We start from the raw sequence: 17,428 nt of genomic DNA, 5'->3' as shown, positions 1-17,428 counted from the left end.
TGGAGGGCAAAAGGAGCCACGGCAAAAGGAGGCACCGCGACGGAGAACGACGCGGCAGCCCAGAACCGCCGCCAGGAGTGAATTCGAGAGTCGGCTGCGTCGTGAACTGAAAGGCGAAGTGGCGTTCGATGCCGGGTCCAGAGGACGCTATGCCACCGACGCCTCGATCTATCAGATCATGCCGCTGGGCGTCGTCGTGCCGAAAGATCAGGAGGATCTGGCGCTGGCACTGGATATTGCGCGGGACGTCGGCGCCCCGGTGCTGCCGCGCGGCGGCGGCACCAGCCAGTGCGGGCAAACGGTCAACGAGGCGCTGGTGATCGATACCAGCCGCTGGCTGACCGGCATCGGCGATCTCGACGTCGAAGCGCGCACCGTCACGGTCGAGCCCGGCGTGGTGCTCGACCATCTCAACGCCTGGCTCAAGCCCCACGGGCTCTGGTTCCCGGTGGACGTTTCTACCTCGGCGCAGTGTACGCTCGGCGGCATGGCCGGCAACAACTCCTGCGGTTCGCGCTCGATCCGCTACGGCAACATGGTCCACAACGTGCTGGGGCTCGAGGCGACGCTGGCGGACGGGCGAGAGGCGAATTTCGGCTTTCTCGACGAGATCGGACCCGGCTCGACGCTGGCGGGCCTGGCCGATTCGGTGGCGGCCATTATCCATCGCGAGGCGGCAGCGATCCGCGAGCACTATCCTCAGGTGCTGCGCCGGGTCGGTGGTTACAACCTGGACCTGTTCGACTGCCGCAACCCGATTCCCTACGACGCCGAGGGGCGAGCCAACTTCGCCCACCTGCTGATCGGCTCGGAAGGGACGCTGGCCTTCACCCGCCGGCTCAAGCTGAAGCTCTCGCCGCTGCCGGTGCACAAGGTGCTCGGCGTGGTCAATTTCCCGACCTTCTACCAGGCGATGGACATGACCCAGCATATCGTCAAGCTGGGTCCCGCCGCGGTGGAGCTGGTCGATCGCACCATGATCGAACTGGCACTGGAGAACCCGGCCTTCCGGCCGACGGTGGAAAAGTCGCTGATCGGGCGGCCGGATGCGCTGCTGCTGGTGGAGTTCGCTGGCGAAGAGCGCGACTCGCAGCTGCACCAGCTGGAAGCGCTCAAGATCTTGATGAGCGACCTGGGCTTGCCGGACAGCGTCGTCGGGCTGGAAACCGGCGCCGAACAGTCGGCGCTGTGGAACGTGCGCAAGGCCGGCCTCAACATCATGATGAGCATGAAAGGCGACGGCAAACCGGTATCGTTCATAGAGGATTGCGCCGTGCCGCTGGAACATCTGGCGGAGTATACCGAGCAACTGACCGAGGTCTTCCATCGCCACGGCACCGAGGGTACCTGGTACGCGCATGCCAGCGTCGGCACGCTTCACGTGCGGCCGATTCTCGACATGCGCCGTGGCGGCGCCGCCAAGATGCGCGCCATCGCCGAGGAGGCGTCGGAGCTGGTCCGCCGCTACAAGGGCGCCTATTCCGGGGAACACGGCGACGGCATCTGTCGCGGCGAGTGGGTGGCGTGGCAGTTCGGAGCCGAGCTCAACGCCGCCTTCGGCGAGATCAAGCGGCTGTTCGATCCGGACAATCGCTTCAACCCCAACAAGATCGTCGATACGCCGAAGATGGACGATGCCCGGCTGTTCCGCTTTCCCAGCGATCACCAGATCATTCCGGTGGCGACCGAGCTCGACTGGTCGGCCTGGGACGTGACCCGCGATCCGCAGAGCGGCGAGCTGGGCGAACCCGGCAGCGGCGGGGATCCGACCCACGGTCTCGCCAAGGCCGTGGAGATGTGCAACAACAACGGCCACTGCCGCAAGTTCGACGCCGGCACCATGTGCCCGAGCTATCGGATCAGCCGCGACGAGCGCCACCTGACGCGGGGCCGCGCCAATACCCTGCGACTGGTGCTGTCGGGAAAGATCGGCGATCAGGGGCTGGCCAGCGACGAAGTCGCCGAAGCGCTGGATCTTTGCGTCTCCTGCAAGGGCTGCAAGCGCGACTGCCCGACCGGCGTCGACATGGCCAAGTTCAAGATCGAGGCGCGTGCCGCACGGGCCAAGGAGCGTGGTCTGGGATGGCGAGACAGGCTGGTGTCCGATCTGCCGCGCTACGCGCCCTGGATGCGTCATGTCGGCGGTGTTGCCTCTCGGCTGGAGCCCGTGACATGGCTCGGCGGGCGCGCCAAGCGCTGGCTGGGCTTCGCCGAGGCGCGCTCGCTACCGGTATTCAGCGGTGACTATCTGCGTGCGGCACGGCACGAAACTCCCGCCCCGGCGACGGCCGGGGAGGTGGTGTTGTTCGTCGATACCTTCAACAACTATTTCGAGGACGACAACGCCGCCGCGGCGCGGCGCGTGCTGGAAGCCGCGGGTTATCGGGTCCATTTCAATGTCCGTGAGGGCGAACGACCGCTGTGCTGCGGCAGGACCTACCTGGCCGCCGGTCGTGTCGATCGAGCCCGGCAGGAAGCGCGTCGCACCCTGGATGCGTTGATGCCGTTCGTGGCCCGGGGCGTAAAGATCGTCGGGCTGGAGCCCTCGTGTCTGCTCACGCTGCGCGATGAGTTCCTGCACTATGGTTTTGATGACGAGGGCTTTGGCGACGAAGCTCGTCGGCTGGCAGAAGCCGCCATGCTGTTCGAGGAGTTCCTGGTCGCGGAGAAGCAGGCGGGAAGGCTGAACCTGGCACTCGAGCCGCTGGCGGTCAGCCGAGCCAAGGTCCACGGGCACTGTCACCAGAAGGCGTTCGATGCCTTTACGCCGGTGATGACGGTGCTGAACTGGATTCCCGACCTCGAGGTCGAGGCGATCGTCTCCTCCTGCTGCGGCATGGCCGGCAGCTTCGGGTACGAGGCGGAGCATATCGAAGCCTCGCGGCAGATGGCGGAGCTTTCGCTGCTGCCGGCGGTTCGCGAGGCCGGGGAGGACGCCTGGATCGTGGCGGACGGCACCAGTTGCCGACACCAGATTCTCGATGGCGCCGGACGGGAAGCGCTGCACGTGGCGAAAGTGCTGGAGGCGGCGCTGGTGAACCACTGAGCACTCGACTTCAGTCCTGTTGGCATGCAGGCAACGGACGGCGGCTTGGCTGCCGAAAGTGCGGCTTGACGCTTCTCGAGACCTGGCGGCATCAGTCGCCAGGCCTCTCTGCTATCGACAACTCGCGGGCGGGAAATGGAATTTTGTCTGTTTGCTGACTAACCTTCATCTCATGCCCGCCCTAACGGGGGGTGCCAAGATGGACGGCCATCGATGCCGTTTCGTCTCCATCGCTTGCCATTAACAACCATAGAAAGCGAACGGACACATGGAAGATCTTCAATTCTGGGATTTTGCGGTCATCGCGGCCTATTTTCTGATCGTCACCTTCATCGGTTACAAGACTGCTCGAGGAAAGACGACGCCGGAGGAGCTGTTTCTGGCCGGGCGAACCTTGGGCCCCATGGCGATCGGCTTTTCGCTGTTTGCCTCGAATATCTCCTCGGATACGCTGATCGGCCTGCCCGGCGCGGCCTATCAGCACGGCATCTCGGCGGCCAACTACGAGTGGATGGCGGGCGTGGTGCTGATGTTCACGGCGATCTTCGTACTGCCGGTGCTGATGCGGGCCAGGGTCACCACCATGCCGGAGTTGATGGAGCGGCGCTTCGACTCGCGGCTGCGCAAGTATCTTTCGGTCATCACGCTGTTTTTGTCGATCATCCTCGATACCGCCGGCACTCTCTACGCTGGCGGCCTGATCGTCACTACCTTCATTCCAGGCACCAACCTCTGGGAGGTCTGTGCGCTGCTGGCGCTGTTCACCAGCATCTATACGGCTTTCGGCGGGCTGCGTGCCGTGGTCTACACCGACGTGATGCAAGCGTGCGTGCTGATCGGCGGGTCGGCGGCGATGACCTGGATCATCTTCGGTCATTTCGATCACAGCTGGGCGAACGTCAAGGAGGCGGTGAGTCCGGAGAAACTGTCGCTGATCCGCCCTCTTGATGATCCCAGCGTTCCTTGGCTGGGGCTGCTCACCGGGGTTCCTATCGTTGGCTTCTACTACTGGTCCATGAACCAGTACGTGGTTCAGCGTCTGCTCGGGGCGCGCAATATCCAGGCGGCAGGGCGCGCTTCCGTGTTCGCAGCGGCCTTGAAACTGCTGCCGATCTTCATCATGACCATTCCCGGCGCCATGGTAGTGCCGCTGCTGCCGGGACTCGAGCACCCCGATCAGGTCTACCCGAAGATGGTTCAGGAGTTCACGCCCACCGGTCTGACGGGCCTGATCCTGGCGGGCCTGATCGCGGCGCTGATGTCGACGCTCTCCTCGACGCTCAACTCCTCGGCGACGCTGTTGACGCTCGATTTCATCAAGCCGGCCAGGCCGGATCTCAGCGATGCCCAACTGGCCAGGTGGGGTCGAGTCTGCACCTTCATTCTCGCCGCCATCGCCGCGCTCTGGGGGCCGATGATCCAGTACTTTTCCGGTCTCTGGGCCTATCTGCAGCAGGTGTTCGCCTTCGTCGCCTCGCCGCTGGTGGCAACTTTCCTGATGGGGCTGTGGATCAAGTCGCTGGGGTCGTCGGCGGCGTTGCGCGGTCTGGCCAGCGGGCACGCGCTGAGTGCGGTGCTGTTCGTGCTGGTGGAAACCGGCGTGCTGCCGATCCACTTCACTATCATCGGCGGCATCCTGTTCGCGGCGACGGCGCTGTTCACATGGCTCTGGATGATCCGGCTTGGCAGCAACGACCGGCCGGATAGCAAGGATGCAAGGATCGCTGTCATGGCCAAAGAAGGATTGGAGCGGGTACCCCGCGATGTCATGATCGGCATCGCCATCGTCTCGGTGCTGACCGCTGTTATTGTCTATCTGCTGCGTTGAGCGAGTGTTGCCGAGGCCGTTTCCTTTCAAGGCTTTTGAAGGATCTTTCATGAACACCCTTCGTCTCGCGATCGTGGGCTACGGCAAGATCGCCCGCGATCAGCATCATCCGGCGATCGATAACGACGCCCATCTCCGACTGACGGCCGTCGCCAGCCCTAACGCATCCGTGCCCGATGTGGCGAATTTCGAAAGCCTCGAAGCCCTGCTCGACCAGGGTCCGGAAATCGACGCAGTTGCGCTCTGCACCCCTGCCGGTGTCCGCACGGCGCAGGCGCGTCTGGCCATGGCCCACGGCAAGCATGTGATGCTGGAGAAGCCGCCCGCGGCGACGCTGGCCGAAATCGAAACGCTACGCGAAGATGCCGAACGTTACGGCGTCACGCTGTTCGCGTCCTGGCACTCCCGGCATGCCCACGGCGTGGCGGGAGCGAAGCGCTGGCTGGCGGAGCGCCGGATTCGCCGTGTCGATATCGAGTGGAAGGAAGACGTGCGTGTCTGGCACCCGGGGCAGGCGTGGATCTGGCAGCCCGGCGGCATGGGCGTGTTCGATCCCGGCATCAATGCGCTGTCGATCGCGACCGAGATCCTGCCGACGCCGTTTCATCTGGTCGACGCCCAGTTGCAGGTGCCGGGGAACTGCCAGACGCCGATCGCCGCGTCGCTGGACTTCGTCGATAGCGATGACATACCGATCCATGCCGAGTTCGATTTTCGCCAGCAGGGCACCCCGCCGACCTGGGAGATCCATGTCGACACCGACGCCGGTCGGCTGACGCTGGAAGCGGGCGGCAGACGACTGCTGATCGATGGCGAACTGCAGGAAGAAGGTCCGGATGCCGAATACGCCGGGCTTTACCAACGTTTCGCAGACCTGATCGGCGAAGGCCGCTCGGATGTCGATGTCAGCCCGTTCCGCCACGTCGCCGACTCGCTGATGCTGGGGTATCGGCATACGGTGGAGGATTTTGTCGAGTAGCCACGAGCTACGACCGCGCCGGCTTCGGGGCGCGATAGGCGGAAGCTACGGGCTATGGGCTACGGGCTACGAGTTACGAGTTACGACTAAAGAGCTTCGAGCGAGCGCCGGTTTCGGGGCGCTATAGAAAGCAGCTACGAAAAGGACCAGCGACTGACGTCGCTGGTCCTTTTCTTCGCTACAAGCACATGCTGACTTTCGCGGCTCGCGGCTCGCGGCTCGCGGCTCGCGGCTCGCGGCTTTAGGGTTTTTACGAAAAGTCGACGAGCGAAGGCAAGACAAGGCAAAAATTGGCGAGAAAGCGCAGTTTACGCAGTGTAAATGAGCATTTGAGCCAATTTTTAACACTGTATTGCCGAGCGCAGTCAGTTTTCGTACAAAGCCTAGCCGGTCATCGCCTGCGGCAGGTACAACACGATCTCCGGGAACGCCCGCATCAGGGCGATGGCAAACAGCATCAGCAGGAAGAACGGCAGCGTCGCCTTGGCGATGGTGAAGATGTTCTTGCCGGTGAGCCCCTGGATCACGAACAGGTTGAAGCCGACCGGTGGCGTGATCTGCGAGATCTCGACCACGATCACCAGATAGATACCGAACCAGATCGGATCGATACCGGCGGCGTTGATCAGCGGCATGATGATCGAGGTCACCAGCAGGATCAGGGAAATCCCGTCGAGGAAGCAGCCCAGTACCAGCAGGAACAGGGTCAGCATCACCAGCAGCACGTTGGGCGACAGCCCCATCGCGGCAATGGCGCTGGCCAGCTGGGTCGGCAGTTGGGTGAAGCTCATGGCCGACGACAGGAACGAGGCGCCGGCGATGATGAACGCGATCATGCATGACGTGCGCAGCCCGGCAAACATCGACTCCAGGAAGATCGACTTGTCGAAATGACCGTTGCAGCGCGCGATCACCATCGACAGCACTACACCCACAGCGGCGGCTTCGGTAGGAGAGGCGACCCCGCCATAGATACTGCCGAGAATGCCGCCGATCAGCACCAGCAGCGGCAGCAGGCGCCAGCTGTTCCTGACCTTGTCGAGAAAGGGCATCGAGGCTTCGGCGTGACCCGCCCCGCCATGCTTGCCGGCGGTCAGCGACCAGATCACCAGATAGAGCATGAACAGCGCCAGCAGCAGAAGGCCCGGTCCTACGCCTGCCATGAACAGGCGCGAGATCGACTGTTCGGTGACCACGCCGTAGACGATCATCATGATCGAAGGCGGGATCAAAAGACCCAGCGTGGAAGCGCTGGCCAGCGTACCGATCGCCAGCGTCTCGCTGTAGCCGCGGCGTTCGAGTTCCGGCAGCGTCATCTTGCCGACGGTGGCGCAGGTGGCCGCGGAGGAGCCGCAGACGGCGGCGAACAGGCCGCTGCCGATGATATTGGAGTGCAACAGCCGCCCGGGAAGGCGATTGAGCCAGGGCGACAGCGCGCGGAACATGTTGTCGGCAAGCCCGGAGCGGAACAGGATCTCGCCCATCCACACGAACATCGGCAGGGCGGTCAGGTCCCAGCCGTAGCTGGCGCCCCAGAAGTCGGAGGCGAGAATAGGGCCGACCTCGAAGCTCGAGAAGCCGGTCAGCGCGATCCAGCCGGTGCCGAGCAGGGCGAAGGCGATCCATACGCCGCCGCCGAGCAGCAGCGCCAGCGTAAGCAGGGTGACTAGACTGAGCGTGAGCAAGAGTCGATACCTCGGTTCAGATTCTTGTTGGAGGCGTTATCAGCAGGCGAAGGAATCACTCGCCACCGAAGTCGTCGTTATCGCCGGGGGCCACGTAGCTCGAGGGCGCCGTCAGCGCCTGGCGCAGCGTGGTCAGCAGGGCTTCCAGCAGTGCCAGGCACAGCAGGGCCAGGCCGCTGACCAGGACGGTCTGGGGTATCCAGAGCGGGATCGCCATCAGCCCGGAGGAGACATCGCCGTAATCGAGGCTCTCCTGAACCAGGCCGATCACCTCCCAACCGAGCAGCGCGCCGAGCGCCAGCGCGATCGCAAGGCACGCCACTTCGCACCAGACTCTGGCTGCCGCCGGCAGTCGGGCGATGACCAGCGTGACGCGAATATGGGCGTAATGGGTGAAGGTGTAGGCGAGACTCAGAAAGGTGGCGCCGACCAGAAGATAGGAGGCGATTTCCGAGACGCCGCTGATCTCGTAGCCGAGGCGGCTGGCGCCGACCAGTACCAGGAGCGCGTCGAGACAGCGCAGCAGCACCTGAAACGTGACCATGCCGCAGATCGCCAGCATGCACGCCGCGGCGCCCCAGGCGCCCAGCCGGTAGAGCGGATCGAGTTTGAACGTCATCACGGGAACTCACGGGTTGCGAGTAGTCAGTAAGGCCCATCGTCGATGGGCCTGATGAATCTGGAATGGCGCTGGAGAGCCGGCGTTACTGGCTCTGCTGGGCCTGAAGCTTGCGATAGCGGTCGACCAGTTGCTTGGCCTGGTCGCCGGCACGCGACTGCCAGTCCTCGAACAGCTGCTGGCCAGCAGCCTGCAACTGCTGCTTGAGCTCGGTATTGGGCTCGCTCACGGTAACGCCGTGGGACTCGAGCGCTTCGGCGCTCTGCGCGCTGTCGTCCTTGCTCAACTGCCAGCCGCGCTGCTCGGCCTTGGCTGCGGCGTCGAGAACGGCCTTCTGCGTGGCGTCATCGAGGCGGTCGAAGGCGCGCTTGTTGACGAAGACGATGTTCTTCGGCAGCCACAGGTTGGCATCGCTGTAGTTCGACACGTAATCCCACGCGGACATCGATTTGCCGGTAGAGACGGAAGTGATCATGGCGTCGACGCGACCGGTGCTGAACGCGGTGGGAATATCGGCTTCCTCGGTCTGGGTCGGGATGCCGCCCAGATTTTCGACGAAACGCTGGGTATTGATGTTCGGCGCGCGAACTCGCAGGCCCTCGAACTGGGCGGCATCGGTCAGCTCGAAGTCGGTGTAGATACCCTGTGCCGGCCACGGCACGGCATACAGCGGCATCAATCCTTCCTTGGCGAAGAGCTCGGTGATGATCGGCTTGGAGGCCTGCCACAGGTCGTAGGCGTCGGCGTAGCTGCCGGCCAGGCCGGGAAGGGTGTCGACTTCGTAGATCGGCGACTCGTTGGAGAGCGTGGAGAGGAATATCTCGCCCGCCTGGACCGTGCCGCGACGCACGGAGGGTTTGATCTCGGCGTGGCTGATCAGCGAACCGCCGCTATGGACCGTGATGGTCAACTCGCCGTCGGTGGCTTCGGTGACATCCTTGGCGAACTGCTTGGTGTTCTGGGTATGGAAGCTGGCATCGCCGTAGGGAGAGGCGAGATTCCACTGGGCGGCAAGAGCCGGCGTCGCGATGGCCAGTGAACCGGCCATGGCAATCGTCAACAGAGAGAGATTGGGTGTGCGCATCGACAGGCCTCGAGTTGTTATTGATAGAGGTTGGTATTCAAAGGGTGCAAGACATTAGACATCTTCATTCTTCAAGTTGGCCGGCGATGGCGTCAAATCGTTAATTCTTATCCGAACTATCGGGCCAGGCTTTCACCTTGCCCTGGAGCTCGTCATCGGCATGGTCGCGGGCGTAGCGGGCGGCACAGTCCTGGGCGAGCTGGGTGACCCCTCGGCAGAAGCTCGGGTAGCTGCTGGTACGCCAGATCGCGTTGTAGACCATCGCCGGCAATGGCACCGGTAGCTCCAGCCGCAGCAGTTCGCCGCGCTGGCAGGCATCCGCCACGGTGGAGACGGGCAGCGAGCCGATGCCGACGCCATCGATGCTCATGCGGGCGATGGTCATCAGCGTCGAGGCGCAGTGGATCTTCGGGTCGTCGATACCCAGCTCGGCCAGGTAGGTCACGAGCTCGCTGTAAGGGCGCGCCAGCTTGCTGAACGAGACGAACGGGAGGCGGGACATGGCGCGTGTGCCGCCATGGTGCAGCCGCTCGGCGTGCTGTGGCGCCACGAACAGCCCCATCTCGTAGGTGGCCAGCGGCAGCTGTGTTACCGACAGCCCCGGCGCGACGCCATCCATGGCGAAGATCATGTCGAGATCGTTGTCCGCCAGACGCTGATGAAGGAACGGCGAGATATCGACGGTCAGTTCGATGGTGAGCTGCGGGTGGCGCTCGGCCAACTGGGTCAGAAAGGTACTGAACCAGCTGTGGGCGATGGTCTCGATCACCCCGAGCCGAAGCGTGCCGGAGAAATCCTCCTGATTCTGGAACAGCTGCAGCGCTTCTTCGCGACTGTTCAGCAGGCGTTCGGCGTGGACGTAGAACTCCCGCCCGCGCAGTGTCGGTTGTACCGGCCGCGCGCCGCGGTCGAGCAGCGATTCGCCGACCGCGGCTTCCAGGCGAGTGATGCGATCGGAAATCGACGGCTGGGTCAGATGCAGGCGCGCTGCCACCTTGCGAAACGAGCCCAGCCTGACGACCCAGACGAAGGCTTCGAGCTCCTTGAAATCGAACATGGCGGATTCTCTCGGTAGATTCGGGCCCTGTGCCTTCCCGTGCGTTGCATTCGAGGAAGGCTGATTCTTCGGCGCGCCGGCGTCGACGTCAACTCTCAAGGAGCGCCGGCACGCGCCATACGGCGGAATGAAAGATTGCGCCGATACTGCGCATCGCGAAAAACGATTGGACCCTTTCGCCAGCGGTTTCTTAAAGTGCCATGAGGCTGCCCGCCGGCAGCGTGCCTATATCGACGATACGTTCGTGCAACAAAGATACGTTCTGACAACGACGATACACCCTGACAACAACGACACGAGGTGAAGCGATGCGCGTGCCCCTGCTCAACTGCGACATGGGTGAAAGTTTCGGCAACTGGGCGCTGGGTCTCGACGATCAGGCGATGCCCTTCGTCGACTGCGCCAATATCGCCTGCGGCTTTCACGCCTCCGATCCTGACGTGATGCGCAAGACCGTGGCGATGGCGGTGGCCAACGGCGTGAGGATCGGCGCGCATCCGGGCTATCCCGATCTGGTGGGGTTCGGCCGCCGTTCGATGGCCTGCTCGGCGCAGGAAGTCGAGAACCTGATGCTCTACCAGATCGGAGCGCTGGAAGCCTTCTGCCGCGCCGAAGGCACCCGGGTCAGTTACGTCAAGCCGCACGGCGCGCTCTACAACGACATGGCTGCGGACCTGGATCTGCTGCGCGCGGCGATGCAGGCCGTCGTCCGTTACGATCGCGAGCTGCCGCTGCTGGTGATGTCGACCGCCAATCCCGAGCCGGTACGCGCACTCGCGGCGGAAATGGGCGTGACGCTATGGTTCGAGACCTTCGCCGACCGAGCCTATGACGCCAAGGGGCATCTGGTATCTCGACGCCTGCCGGGGGCCGTGCATCACGATCGCGGCGCCATCGTCGATCAGGCCGTCGCGCTGGCCAAGGGCGAGCCGCTAATCGCCAGCGACGGCAGCGAGCTGCGCCTGCCCGCGGATACGCTCTGTGTTCATGGCGACAATGTCGAATCGGTCGCAGCGGTCAAAGCCATCCGCGAAGCCTTCCAGCAGCTGGTTGAAGCATGAGCCGACGCATGAGCCAATCGCCTTCCCCCGCTCTTTCGCCCTCTTTTCGAATGGAAACGGTGGGTATGGATGCGCTGATCGTCAGGCTGTTCGACGCCATCGACGAGGCGCACATGCCGTGGATCCTGGCCGCCGACAACGCCTTGCGCGAAGGCCTCGGCGGGGCGCTGATCGATCTGGTGCCGTCCTACACCACGCTGCTGGTGCATTACGACATCGAGCAGCTGTCCCACATCGAGGCCAGAAGGCGGGTCCAGCAGGCCCTGCACGGCTTGCAGCCGGCTTCGACCGAGGCCGGGCGCGAACACCGCATCCCGGTCTGGTACGACGACAGCGTCGGTCCTGAACTCCCGAGGATCGCCGAGCGCCTGGGCGTCGATACCGACGAGATCGTGCGACGCCATACCGGGCGCGACTACTGCGCCTTCGCGCTGGGATTCTCTCCCGGCTATGCGTTCATGGGCATGATCGAGGAAGCGCTGGCCACGCCGCGGTTGAAGACGCCGCGCCAGAAAGTGGCTGCAGGCAGCGTGGGAATCGCCGAGCGCCAGACTGCCATCTACTCCATGCGTTCGCCGGGCGGGTGGAACATTCTCGGCCGTACCGCCGTCAAGCTGTTCGACCGCGATCGCGACGAAATCAGCCTCTTCCGGCCCGGTGACCGAGTGCGCTTCGAGCCGATCAGTCGCGAAGCCTTTATCGAACAGGGCGGCGATACCACGCCGCTGGAGGAGCGCTGATGGCGACGCGGACGACCACGCAGAAGGTTACGACAACTACTGCACGAAACGGAACGCCAAACCCGACGCAACCCACGCAGGCGTCACTCGTCGTCGAGCGTACGGGGCCGCTGGCCCTGGTGCAGGACGCGGGACGCTTCGGTTGTCGCCATCTTGGCGTGACCCAGGGCGGTGCGCTGGACTGGATTTCGCTGGGATGGGCCAACTGGCTTCTGGGCAACGCGCCGGACGCGGCCGGTATCGAGATTGCCATCGGCGGGCTCGCGCTCAAGGCGGAACGGACGCTGCGACTGGCCATCGCCGGTGCCGATCTCGGCGCGACGCGGGACGGCGAGCCGCTGGCGGCCAACGGCAGCTTCACGCTCGAACAGGGTCAGGTTCTCGCGTTCGATCAGCCGAGGGCCGGGCTACGCGCCTATCTGGCATTGCCGGGCGGGATCGACGCGGCGCCCTTCATGGGCAGCCTGTCGACGGTAGCTCGCGAACAGCTGGGCGGTCTCGATGGCCGGGGCAGTGCGATCCAGGTTGGAGACCGTCTGGTCGCGGCATCGTCGACGCCGCAGAGGGGCGAGCCGGTGCGGGAGCTGCCGTCCTTATCCGCCATGCCGACAGACGAGGCCGTGCTCGAGCTGGTCACCGGGGCACAGATCGCCCACTTCGACGGCGCCAGCCTGTTTGCCGCCTTCAATCAGCCTTGGCAGGTGGATAGCCGTGCCGATCGCATGGGCGTGCGACTGACTGGCCCGGTGCTGCGCTGCCAGGCGGGCGGGATGGTGTCGGAAGGCATTCCGCTCGGCGCCGTCCAGGTGCCGCCGGACGGACAGCCGATCATCCTGCTGAACGATCGCCAGACCATTGGCGGCTATCCGCGTCTCGGTGCGTTGTCGCCTATCGCTTGCGCGCGGCTGGGGCAGTGCGCCCCCGGCACGACGATCAGACTCTCCCCGGTCACCCCGCATCAGGCACGAACGCGCTATCTGCGCCAGCTTGCGCGCTGGCGCTAGCCGCCAGCGCTCATCCATGCACCGGGTGGCCGATCATTTCTCGGCCGCCCGGCGCATCGGCATCCGGTCGATGGTGGCGTAGATCTCCTCCAGGTCGACGTCGCCTCGAAGCTGAACCTTCTTGCCGCCATCCTTGCCCACCAGGATCGTCGTCACGCCCTGATCGGGGCTGACGCCCAGTGCCTCCAGCAGCGCCCGGGTTTCATATGGCGTCATCGGCTGGCCGTGGCGCGTGCCGCTGTCTCCTTCGACCGTGTAAAGCAGCATGTCACGGTCGGTGAACGCTCCCCGTGTCTCTTCGAGCTGTTGCCGCAGGTGCCGATAGGCCGGCTGCCCCGCGTCCGGTGTCACCACGACCAACGGTCGAAAGTTCCATTTGTCGGTGATCAGCGGGTTGGCTGGGTTCTTTCCGCCGTCCGGGCGGGCGGCGTCGTCCGCCGCGAACACGGCGCTCGTCACGAGAAAGGCGCCTGCCATCAGCGCACCGGCCATTAACCATCGTTTCATGAGCGTCTCCAGGCGTGTCGTTTACGCGTACTCTATAGCTTGTGACCCGTGTAAGGCAGAGGGGTTCAAGGCAGCGGGCTGAGTCATCGCGTTGCATCGGAATCGTCATCGCGTTGAATCGGAACCCAGCTTGGCAAATTTATTCCCTGTTTTGAAAATATATTTGCCGATATCTGGGCAAAGGTATAACCTCACAAAACTGAAAAAGAGGGACTGGTCATGGCCGATCACGATGGTTTCGACACGCCCCCCACATCGATAGCTGCCCTGCAGGCGCTCTCGATTGCCGCGCGCCGAGGAGAAGCTCAGGCGCCAAGGTTGACTCCGGGCGGCCTCAAGCTGCTGGAGCAGTTGCTCGCAGCCCCGGAACCGGCGGCGACGCTGAGCATTTCGGCACTGGCCCGGCAGCATGGCGTCAATGCCTCCAGTCTGACTCGCCTGGCGCACGCGCTGGGGCTGACCGGCTTCAAGGCCTTCCAGGCGCTGTTCCGTGCCGATGCCACCAACGGGGCGTTCTATTCCACCCGCGCCGAACGTCTGCTCGATCTCGGTCAGGTGCCGAGCGAGGGGGATCACCCGGTTCAGCAGCAGACCTTGTGGCAGGAGGAGATGGGCAATCTCTCGCGAACGGCCGAAGGGCTCGATGACGCAAAGCTGGAGCAGGCGGCGCGAGCGCTGATCGAGGCGCGTCGCGTGCATGTGGTCGGTCAGCGCGCCTGCTTCGCGGGGGCGCATTATCTTTCTTATTATCTGGGCTACCTGCGCAGCGACGTCCGTCTGATCGATTCGCTGGGCGGCCTCAATCTCGAGGCGGTACGAGAGCTGGGGGAGGGGGATCTGGTGGTGGGTGTCAGTTATCGGCCGGAGACCCGGATCAGCGTCGATTATTGTCAGCAGGCGCTGGAACAGGGCGCGCAACTGCTGGCACTAACCAATCACGGTTCCGCCCGGCTAGCCACGATGACCGAGATGACACTGCTCGCCTCCGCCGAGGGGCCTTTCTTCTTCAATCCCATGAGCAGCCTGTTCGTGGTGATCGAAATGCTGTTGTCCCACATGGCCCACGAGATGGGCGGCGATGCCGTGGCGTCGATCCGCCGTCGTGAAGCCTTGATCGCCCGCTGGCAGATCGAGTGATCCGCCTCGCCGACTCTTTTGACCCGCGCCACCCAGGAGAAATCCCGTCATGAACGCTTCATCGGGGCTCGCAGCCGAGCTGCTGAATCGCGACTATCACGCCGACGCCAATGCCACGCCGGCCTCCGACACGCTGTTGATCAACGAACAGTCGCGATTGCGCGAGTCGAAGGGCGAGCGGATCGTCAAGTTCGGCTTCGGCCAGTCGCCGTTCCCGGTCTATGGGCCGGCCGTGGAGGCCTTGGCCGAACACGCCGCCAGCAAGGCCTATCTGCCGGTTCAGGGGCTGCCCGCGTTGCGCGAGCAGGTCGCGGCCTTCCACCGCGAGCTGGATGGTACCGATTGGAAAGCCGAACGGGTGTTGATCGGCCCCGGCAGCAAATTGCTGCTGTTCGCCTTGATCAAGGCGCTGCCGGCGGCGGAAATCCTGATCCCTGCGCCGGCCTGGGTTTCCTATGCGCCGCAGGCGCGTCTGGCAGGGCAGACCGCAGTCAAGCTGGCGGCGAGTTTCGAAACGCGCTGGCAGATCACGCCCGAACAGCTCGAGGCGCATTGCCGTGAAGGCGGCAGCCGCACGCGACTGCTGATACTCAACGCGCCCGGCAATCCCACCGGATTATCGCCCGATGCCGACAGCCAGCAGGCGCTGGCCGAGGTGGCGCGTCGCCATGGCGTGATCGTGCTGGCCGACGAGATCTACGGGCCGCTGGATCACGACGGCTCTCATCGCGCCTTCGCGCTCGACTACCCCGAGGGCACGGTGACCACCGGCGGCCTGTCGAAGTGGTGTGGCGCGGGCGGGTGGCGGCTGGGGGTGATGCACGTGCCCGAAGCGCTGGGAGACGAGATTGTCTCGCGCCTGCTGGGCATCGCCTCGGAGACCTGGTCGAGCGTTGCCAGCCCGGTTCAGGAGGCCGCCTGCGTCGCCTATCGAGTGACGCCGGAATTGACCGAGTACCTCGATCGCCAGCGAGCATGGCTGGGCCTGATCGGCCACTGGTGTGCGACTCGGCTGCAGGCGGCGGGCATTCGCACGCATCTTCCCGACGGCGGCTTCTACCTGTTTCCCGACTTCGAGGCGCATCGCGAAGGGCTGGCCCGGCGGGGCATCACCACCAGTGCCGATCTGACTGCGCGGCTGCTCGCCGAGACCGGCGTGGCGTTGCTGCCGGGCAGTGCGTTCGGTTGCGATCCCGCCCAGCTCACGGTGCGTCTGGCCTATGTGGACTTCGATGGCGAGACGCTGCTGGCGCATCAGCCGCAGCGCCATGACGATCCCCTGGCATTACCGGCGCTGAGCAAGGTTCGCGACGGTGTTCAGGCTATCGTCGAATGGTTACCATGAGGAGGCGAGCTGGAAGGGGAACTGCGCTCAAGTTTCTTAAGGAAACATTAAATTTCCTCGAGAAACACTTCCGGGCGGAACTCTCCGCCCTGCGTGGCATCCCATGACAGCACATGCATAAAATCGTACTTGGAGGTATTCATGCAAAGGATCACTGCATTTCTCGCGGCGGCAATGATGACGACCGGTCTCGCCAGCGTTCCAGCCATGGCGCAAGACCAGAACGCAGCCGGCAGCGGTTCGCAGACACAGGCACCTGCCCAGAACTTTTCCGATGATCAGTTGCAGCAGTTCGCCGATGCCTCTCAGAACATCGCGATGATCTCTCAGGATTACACTGAGCAGCTGCAGAACGCCTCCGACGAAAGCGAGCAGCAGGAGATTCGTCAGCAGGCCAATGACGAAATGGTGCAGGCGGTTCAGGACAGCGGCATGAGTGTCGAGCAGTTCAACTCCATCGGCCAGGCCATTCAGCAGGACCCGCAGCTGATGCAGCGCGTCAAGGGCATGGTTCAGCAGCCGCAGCAGTAATCGCATCAGGGTGCCGCGGTCTCTCAGGCCCGCACATGGAAAAACCGCCGACATCGAGTCGGCGGTTTTTTTGTGCCAGTCTTTTTTGTGCCAGTCTCTGGCTCGACGCTCCGAGGGAGCGTGATGCGATCAGTTGTTGTCGATCGCGTCGCTGGCGTCGTCAAGAAGGTCGGATGTGGCAGCCTTGGTGTCTTCCCAGGCACTGGAAGCGCCCTGCTTGGTATTTTCCCAGGCTTCGGCGGCCTGCGTCTTGGCCTGTTGCCACCAGTCGTTATCGTATTCGGGCTGCTGCTTCAGCGCGCTCTCGTCCATGTCGAGAAGAACGCGATACTCGATGTTCTCGAGGTTGTCGTCGTTGTTGGTCTCGACCGTGAAGTCGCCTTTCTGGACCACGAAGTCCTTGTCGCCCATGTCGAGTACGCCACCGGCTTCGACGACCAGGGCCTGTACGCTCATGTCCTCGCCCAACAGAATGTCCTCGACATCGCCAATGTCTTCATTCGGCTTGCTGGACAGGAAGACGTCTGCATCCATCAGTTCATCGGCGGAGTAGAGACCTTGCGGATCTGTGGTGTCCTGCGCCAGGGCGGCCTGGGACATCATCACGCTGCCGGCTGCCAGCGTGGCCACGCCGAGTGTCTGCTTCCATGACAGGTTTTGCATCTGTGTCTCCTTGCCTTGCGGCTTCTTGGGCGTGCAACTTTCTATCCGTACATGCAATCTATGCATGCAACTATCTGTAATCCATTCATTTTTTGAAGATTACACTTTGTAATGTAGTTGCTCGTCGCGCTTTTGCAAGCCG

At 63.7% G+C, this 17,428-nt stretch carries 15 protein-coding genes; 9 read left to right on the top strand and 6 right to left on the bottom strand.

Going from position 1 to position 17,428, the window contains the following annotated elements; translation table 11 throughout:
• Positions 1-118: 118 nt before the first annotated feature.
• The 3 genes from DOM32_RS03670 to DOM32_RS03660 all read left to right on the top strand — a co-directional run bounded on the left by DOM32_RS03670 (position 119) and on the right by DOM32_RS03660 (position 5,853).
• Positions 119-3,046: an FAD-binding and (Fe-S)-binding domain-containing protein gene (locus tag DOM32_RS03670; protein WP_244179791.1), complete on the top strand. Its 2,928-nt coding sequence runs from the start codon at positions 119-121 to the stop codon at positions 3,044-3,046.
• A 268-nt stretch (positions 3,047-3,314) separates the two neighbouring features.
• Positions 3,315-4,874, top strand: coding sequence for a sodium:solute symporter family transporter (locus DOM32_RS03665; protein ID WP_110631367.1), 1,560 nt, complete (start codon positions 3,315-3,317; stop codon positions 4,872-4,874).
• 49 nt (positions 4,875-4,923) lie between these two features.
• Complete coding sequence (locus tag DOM32_RS03660; RefSeq protein WP_110631364.1) at positions 4,924-5,853, top strand: Gfo/Idh/MocA family protein; 930 nt, start codon at positions 4,924-4,926, stop codon at positions 5,851-5,853.
• A gap of 383 nt (positions 5,854-6,236) precedes the next feature.
• Here DOM32_RS03660 and DOM32_RS03655 read toward each other — a convergent pair whose 3' ends face one another.
• The 4 genes from DOM32_RS03655 to DOM32_RS03640 all read right to left on the bottom strand — a co-directional run bounded on the left by DOM32_RS03655 (position 6,237) and on the right by DOM32_RS03640 (position 10,298).
• Positions 6,237-7,538: a TRAP transporter large permease gene (locus DOM32_RS03655; protein ID WP_110631361.1), complete on the bottom strand. Its 1,302-nt coding sequence runs from the start codon at positions 7,536-7,538 to the stop codon at positions 6,237-6,239.
• A gap of 55 nt (positions 7,539-7,593) precedes the next feature.
• Entirely contained in the window at positions 7,594-8,157 is a 564-nt protein-coding gene (locus DOM32_RS03650) for a TRAP transporter small permease (RefSeq protein WP_110631357.1), read from the bottom strand.
• An 85-nt stretch (positions 8,158-8,242) separates the two neighbouring features.
• On the bottom strand, positions 8,243-9,241 hold the full coding sequence (locus tag DOM32_RS03645) for a TRAP transporter substrate-binding protein (RefSeq protein ID WP_071232600.1): 999 nt from the start codon (positions 9,239-9,241) through the stop codon (positions 8,243-8,245).
• Positions 9,242-9,341: 100 nt separating this feature from the next.
• Positions 9,342-10,298 (bottom strand): LysR family transcriptional regulator, encoded by a 957-nt coding sequence (locus tag DOM32_RS03640; RefSeq protein WP_110631355.1) that lies wholly within the window; start codon positions 10,296-10,298, stop codon positions 9,342-9,344.
• 308 nt (positions 10,299-10,606) lie between these two features.
• Here DOM32_RS03640 and DOM32_RS03635 point away from each other — a divergent pair, with 308 nt between their 5' ends.
• The 3 genes from DOM32_RS03635 to DOM32_RS03625 are packed head-to-tail and all read left to right on the top strand — an operon-like array spanning position 10,607 to position 13,103.
• Positions 10,607-11,359 carry a 5-oxoprolinase subunit PxpA gene (locus DOM32_RS03635; protein ID WP_110631352.1) on the top strand — a complete coding sequence of 251 codons (753 nt, stop codon included), beginning with the start codon at positions 10,607-10,609 and terminating at the stop codon, positions 11,357-11,359.
• An 8-nt stretch (positions 11,360-11,367) separates the two neighbouring features.
• Positions 11,368-12,099 (top strand): 5-oxoprolinase subunit B family protein, encoded by a 732-nt coding sequence (locus DOM32_RS03630; protein WP_110631349.1) that lies wholly within the window; start codon positions 11,368-11,370, stop codon positions 12,097-12,099.
• A complete protein-coding gene (locus tag DOM32_RS03625; protein WP_110631346.1) occupies positions 12,099-13,103 on the top strand; it encodes a 5-oxoprolinase subunit C family protein in 1,005 nt (334 codons plus the stop codon). Before DOM32_RS03630 ends, DOM32_RS03625 begins: the two co-directional genes overlap by 1 nt.
• A 33-nt stretch (positions 13,104-13,136) precedes the next feature.
• On the opposite strand, the gene DOM32_RS03620 is transcribed toward DOM32_RS03625, so the two are convergent.
• A complete protein-coding gene (locus DOM32_RS03620; protein WP_244179789.1) occupies positions 13,137-13,610 on the bottom strand; it encodes a DUF4174 domain-containing protein in 474 nt (157 codons plus the stop codon).
• A 219-nt stretch (positions 13,611-13,829) separates the two neighbouring features.
• Here DOM32_RS03620 and DOM32_RS03615 point away from each other — a divergent pair, with 219 nt between their 5' ends.
• The 3 genes from DOM32_RS03615 to DOM32_RS03605 all read left to right on the top strand — a co-directional run bounded on the left by DOM32_RS03615 (position 13,830) and on the right by DOM32_RS03605 (position 16,623).
• Complete coding sequence (locus DOM32_RS03615) at positions 13,830-14,747, top strand: MurR/RpiR family transcriptional regulator (RefSeq protein WP_071232605.1); 918 nt, start codon at positions 13,830-13,832, stop codon at positions 14,745-14,747.
• Positions 14,748-14,796: 49 nt separating this feature from the next.
• The gene (locus DOM32_RS03610) at positions 14,797-16,092 is read left to right on the top strand and encodes a pyridoxal phosphate-dependent aminotransferase (protein ID WP_110631341.1); all 1,296 of its coding nucleotides are present in this window, start codon (positions 14,797-14,799) and stop codon (positions 16,090-16,092) included.
• A 141-nt stretch (positions 16,093-16,233) separates the two neighbouring features.
• Positions 16,234-16,623, top strand: a complete 390-nt coding sequence (locus DOM32_RS03605) for a DUF4168 domain-containing protein (protein WP_087719264.1) — start codon at positions 16,234-16,236, stop codon at positions 16,621-16,623.
• 129 nt (positions 16,624-16,752) lie between these two features.
• On the opposite strand, the gene DOM32_RS03600 is transcribed toward DOM32_RS03605, so the two are convergent.
• The gene (locus tag DOM32_RS03600) at positions 16,753-17,286 is read right to left on the bottom strand and encodes a PRC-barrel domain-containing protein (protein WP_110631338.1); all 534 of its coding nucleotides are present in this window, start codon (positions 17,284-17,286) and stop codon (positions 16,753-16,755) included.
• Positions 17,287-17,428 lie beyond the last annotated feature (142 nt).

The sequence above is a fragment of the Salinicola salarius genome, assembly GCF_003206135.1.
Taxonomy (GTDB): Bacteria; Pseudomonadota; Gammaproteobacteria; order Pseudomonadales; family Halomonadaceae; genus Salinicola; species Salinicola salarius.
This window is presented reverse-complemented; position numbering and strand designations above follow the sequence as displayed.

Coding starts and splice junctions, on each gene's coding strand:
- DOM32_RS03665 (WP_110631367.1), top strand. CDS start 3,315: ATGGAAGATCTTCAATTCTGGGATTTTGCGGTCATCGCGGCCTATTTT.
- DOM32_RS03660 (WP_110631364.1), top strand. CDS start 4,924: ATGAACACCCTTCGTCTCGCGATCGTGGGCTACGGCAAGATCGCCCGC.
- DOM32_RS03650 (WP_110631357.1), bottom strand. CDS start 8,157: ATGACGTTCAAACTCGATCCGCTCTACCGGCTGGGCGCCTGGGGCGCC.
- DOM32_RS03645 (WP_071232600.1), bottom strand. CDS start 9,241: ATGCGCACACCCAATCTCTCTCTGTTGACGATTGCCATGGCCGGTTCA.
- DOM32_RS03640 (WP_110631355.1), bottom strand. CDS start 10,298: ATGTTCGATTTCAAGGAGCTCGAAGCCTTCGTCTGGGTCGTCAGGCTG.
- DOM32_RS03635 (WP_110631352.1), top strand. CDS start 10,607: ATGCGCGTGCCCCTGCTCAACTGCGACATGGGTGAAAGTTTCGGCAAC.
- DOM32_RS03630 (WP_110631349.1), top strand. CDS start 11,368: ATGAGCCAATCGCCTTCCCCCGCTCTTTCGCCCTCTTTTCGAATGGAA.
- DOM32_RS03625 (WP_110631346.1), top strand. CDS start 12,099: ATGGCGACGCGGACGACCACGCAGAAGGTTACGACAACTACTGCACGA.
- DOM32_RS03620 (WP_244179789.1), bottom strand. CDS start 13,610: ATGAAACGATGGTTAATGGCCGGTGCGCTGATGGCAGGCGCCTTTCTC.
- DOM32_RS03615 (WP_071232605.1), top strand. CDS start 13,830: ATGGCCGATCACGATGGTTTCGACACGCCCCCCACATCGATAGCTGCC.
- DOM32_RS03610 (WP_110631341.1), top strand. CDS start 14,797: ATGAACGCTTCATCGGGGCTCGCAGCCGAGCTGCTGAATCGCGACTAT.
- DOM32_RS03605 (WP_087719264.1), top strand. CDS start 16,234: ATGCAAAGGATCACTGCATTTCTCGCGGCGGCAATGATGACGACCGGT.
- DOM32_RS03600 (WP_110631338.1), bottom strand. CDS start 17,286: ATGCAAAACCTGTCATGGAAGCAGACACTCGGCGTGGCCACGCTGGCA.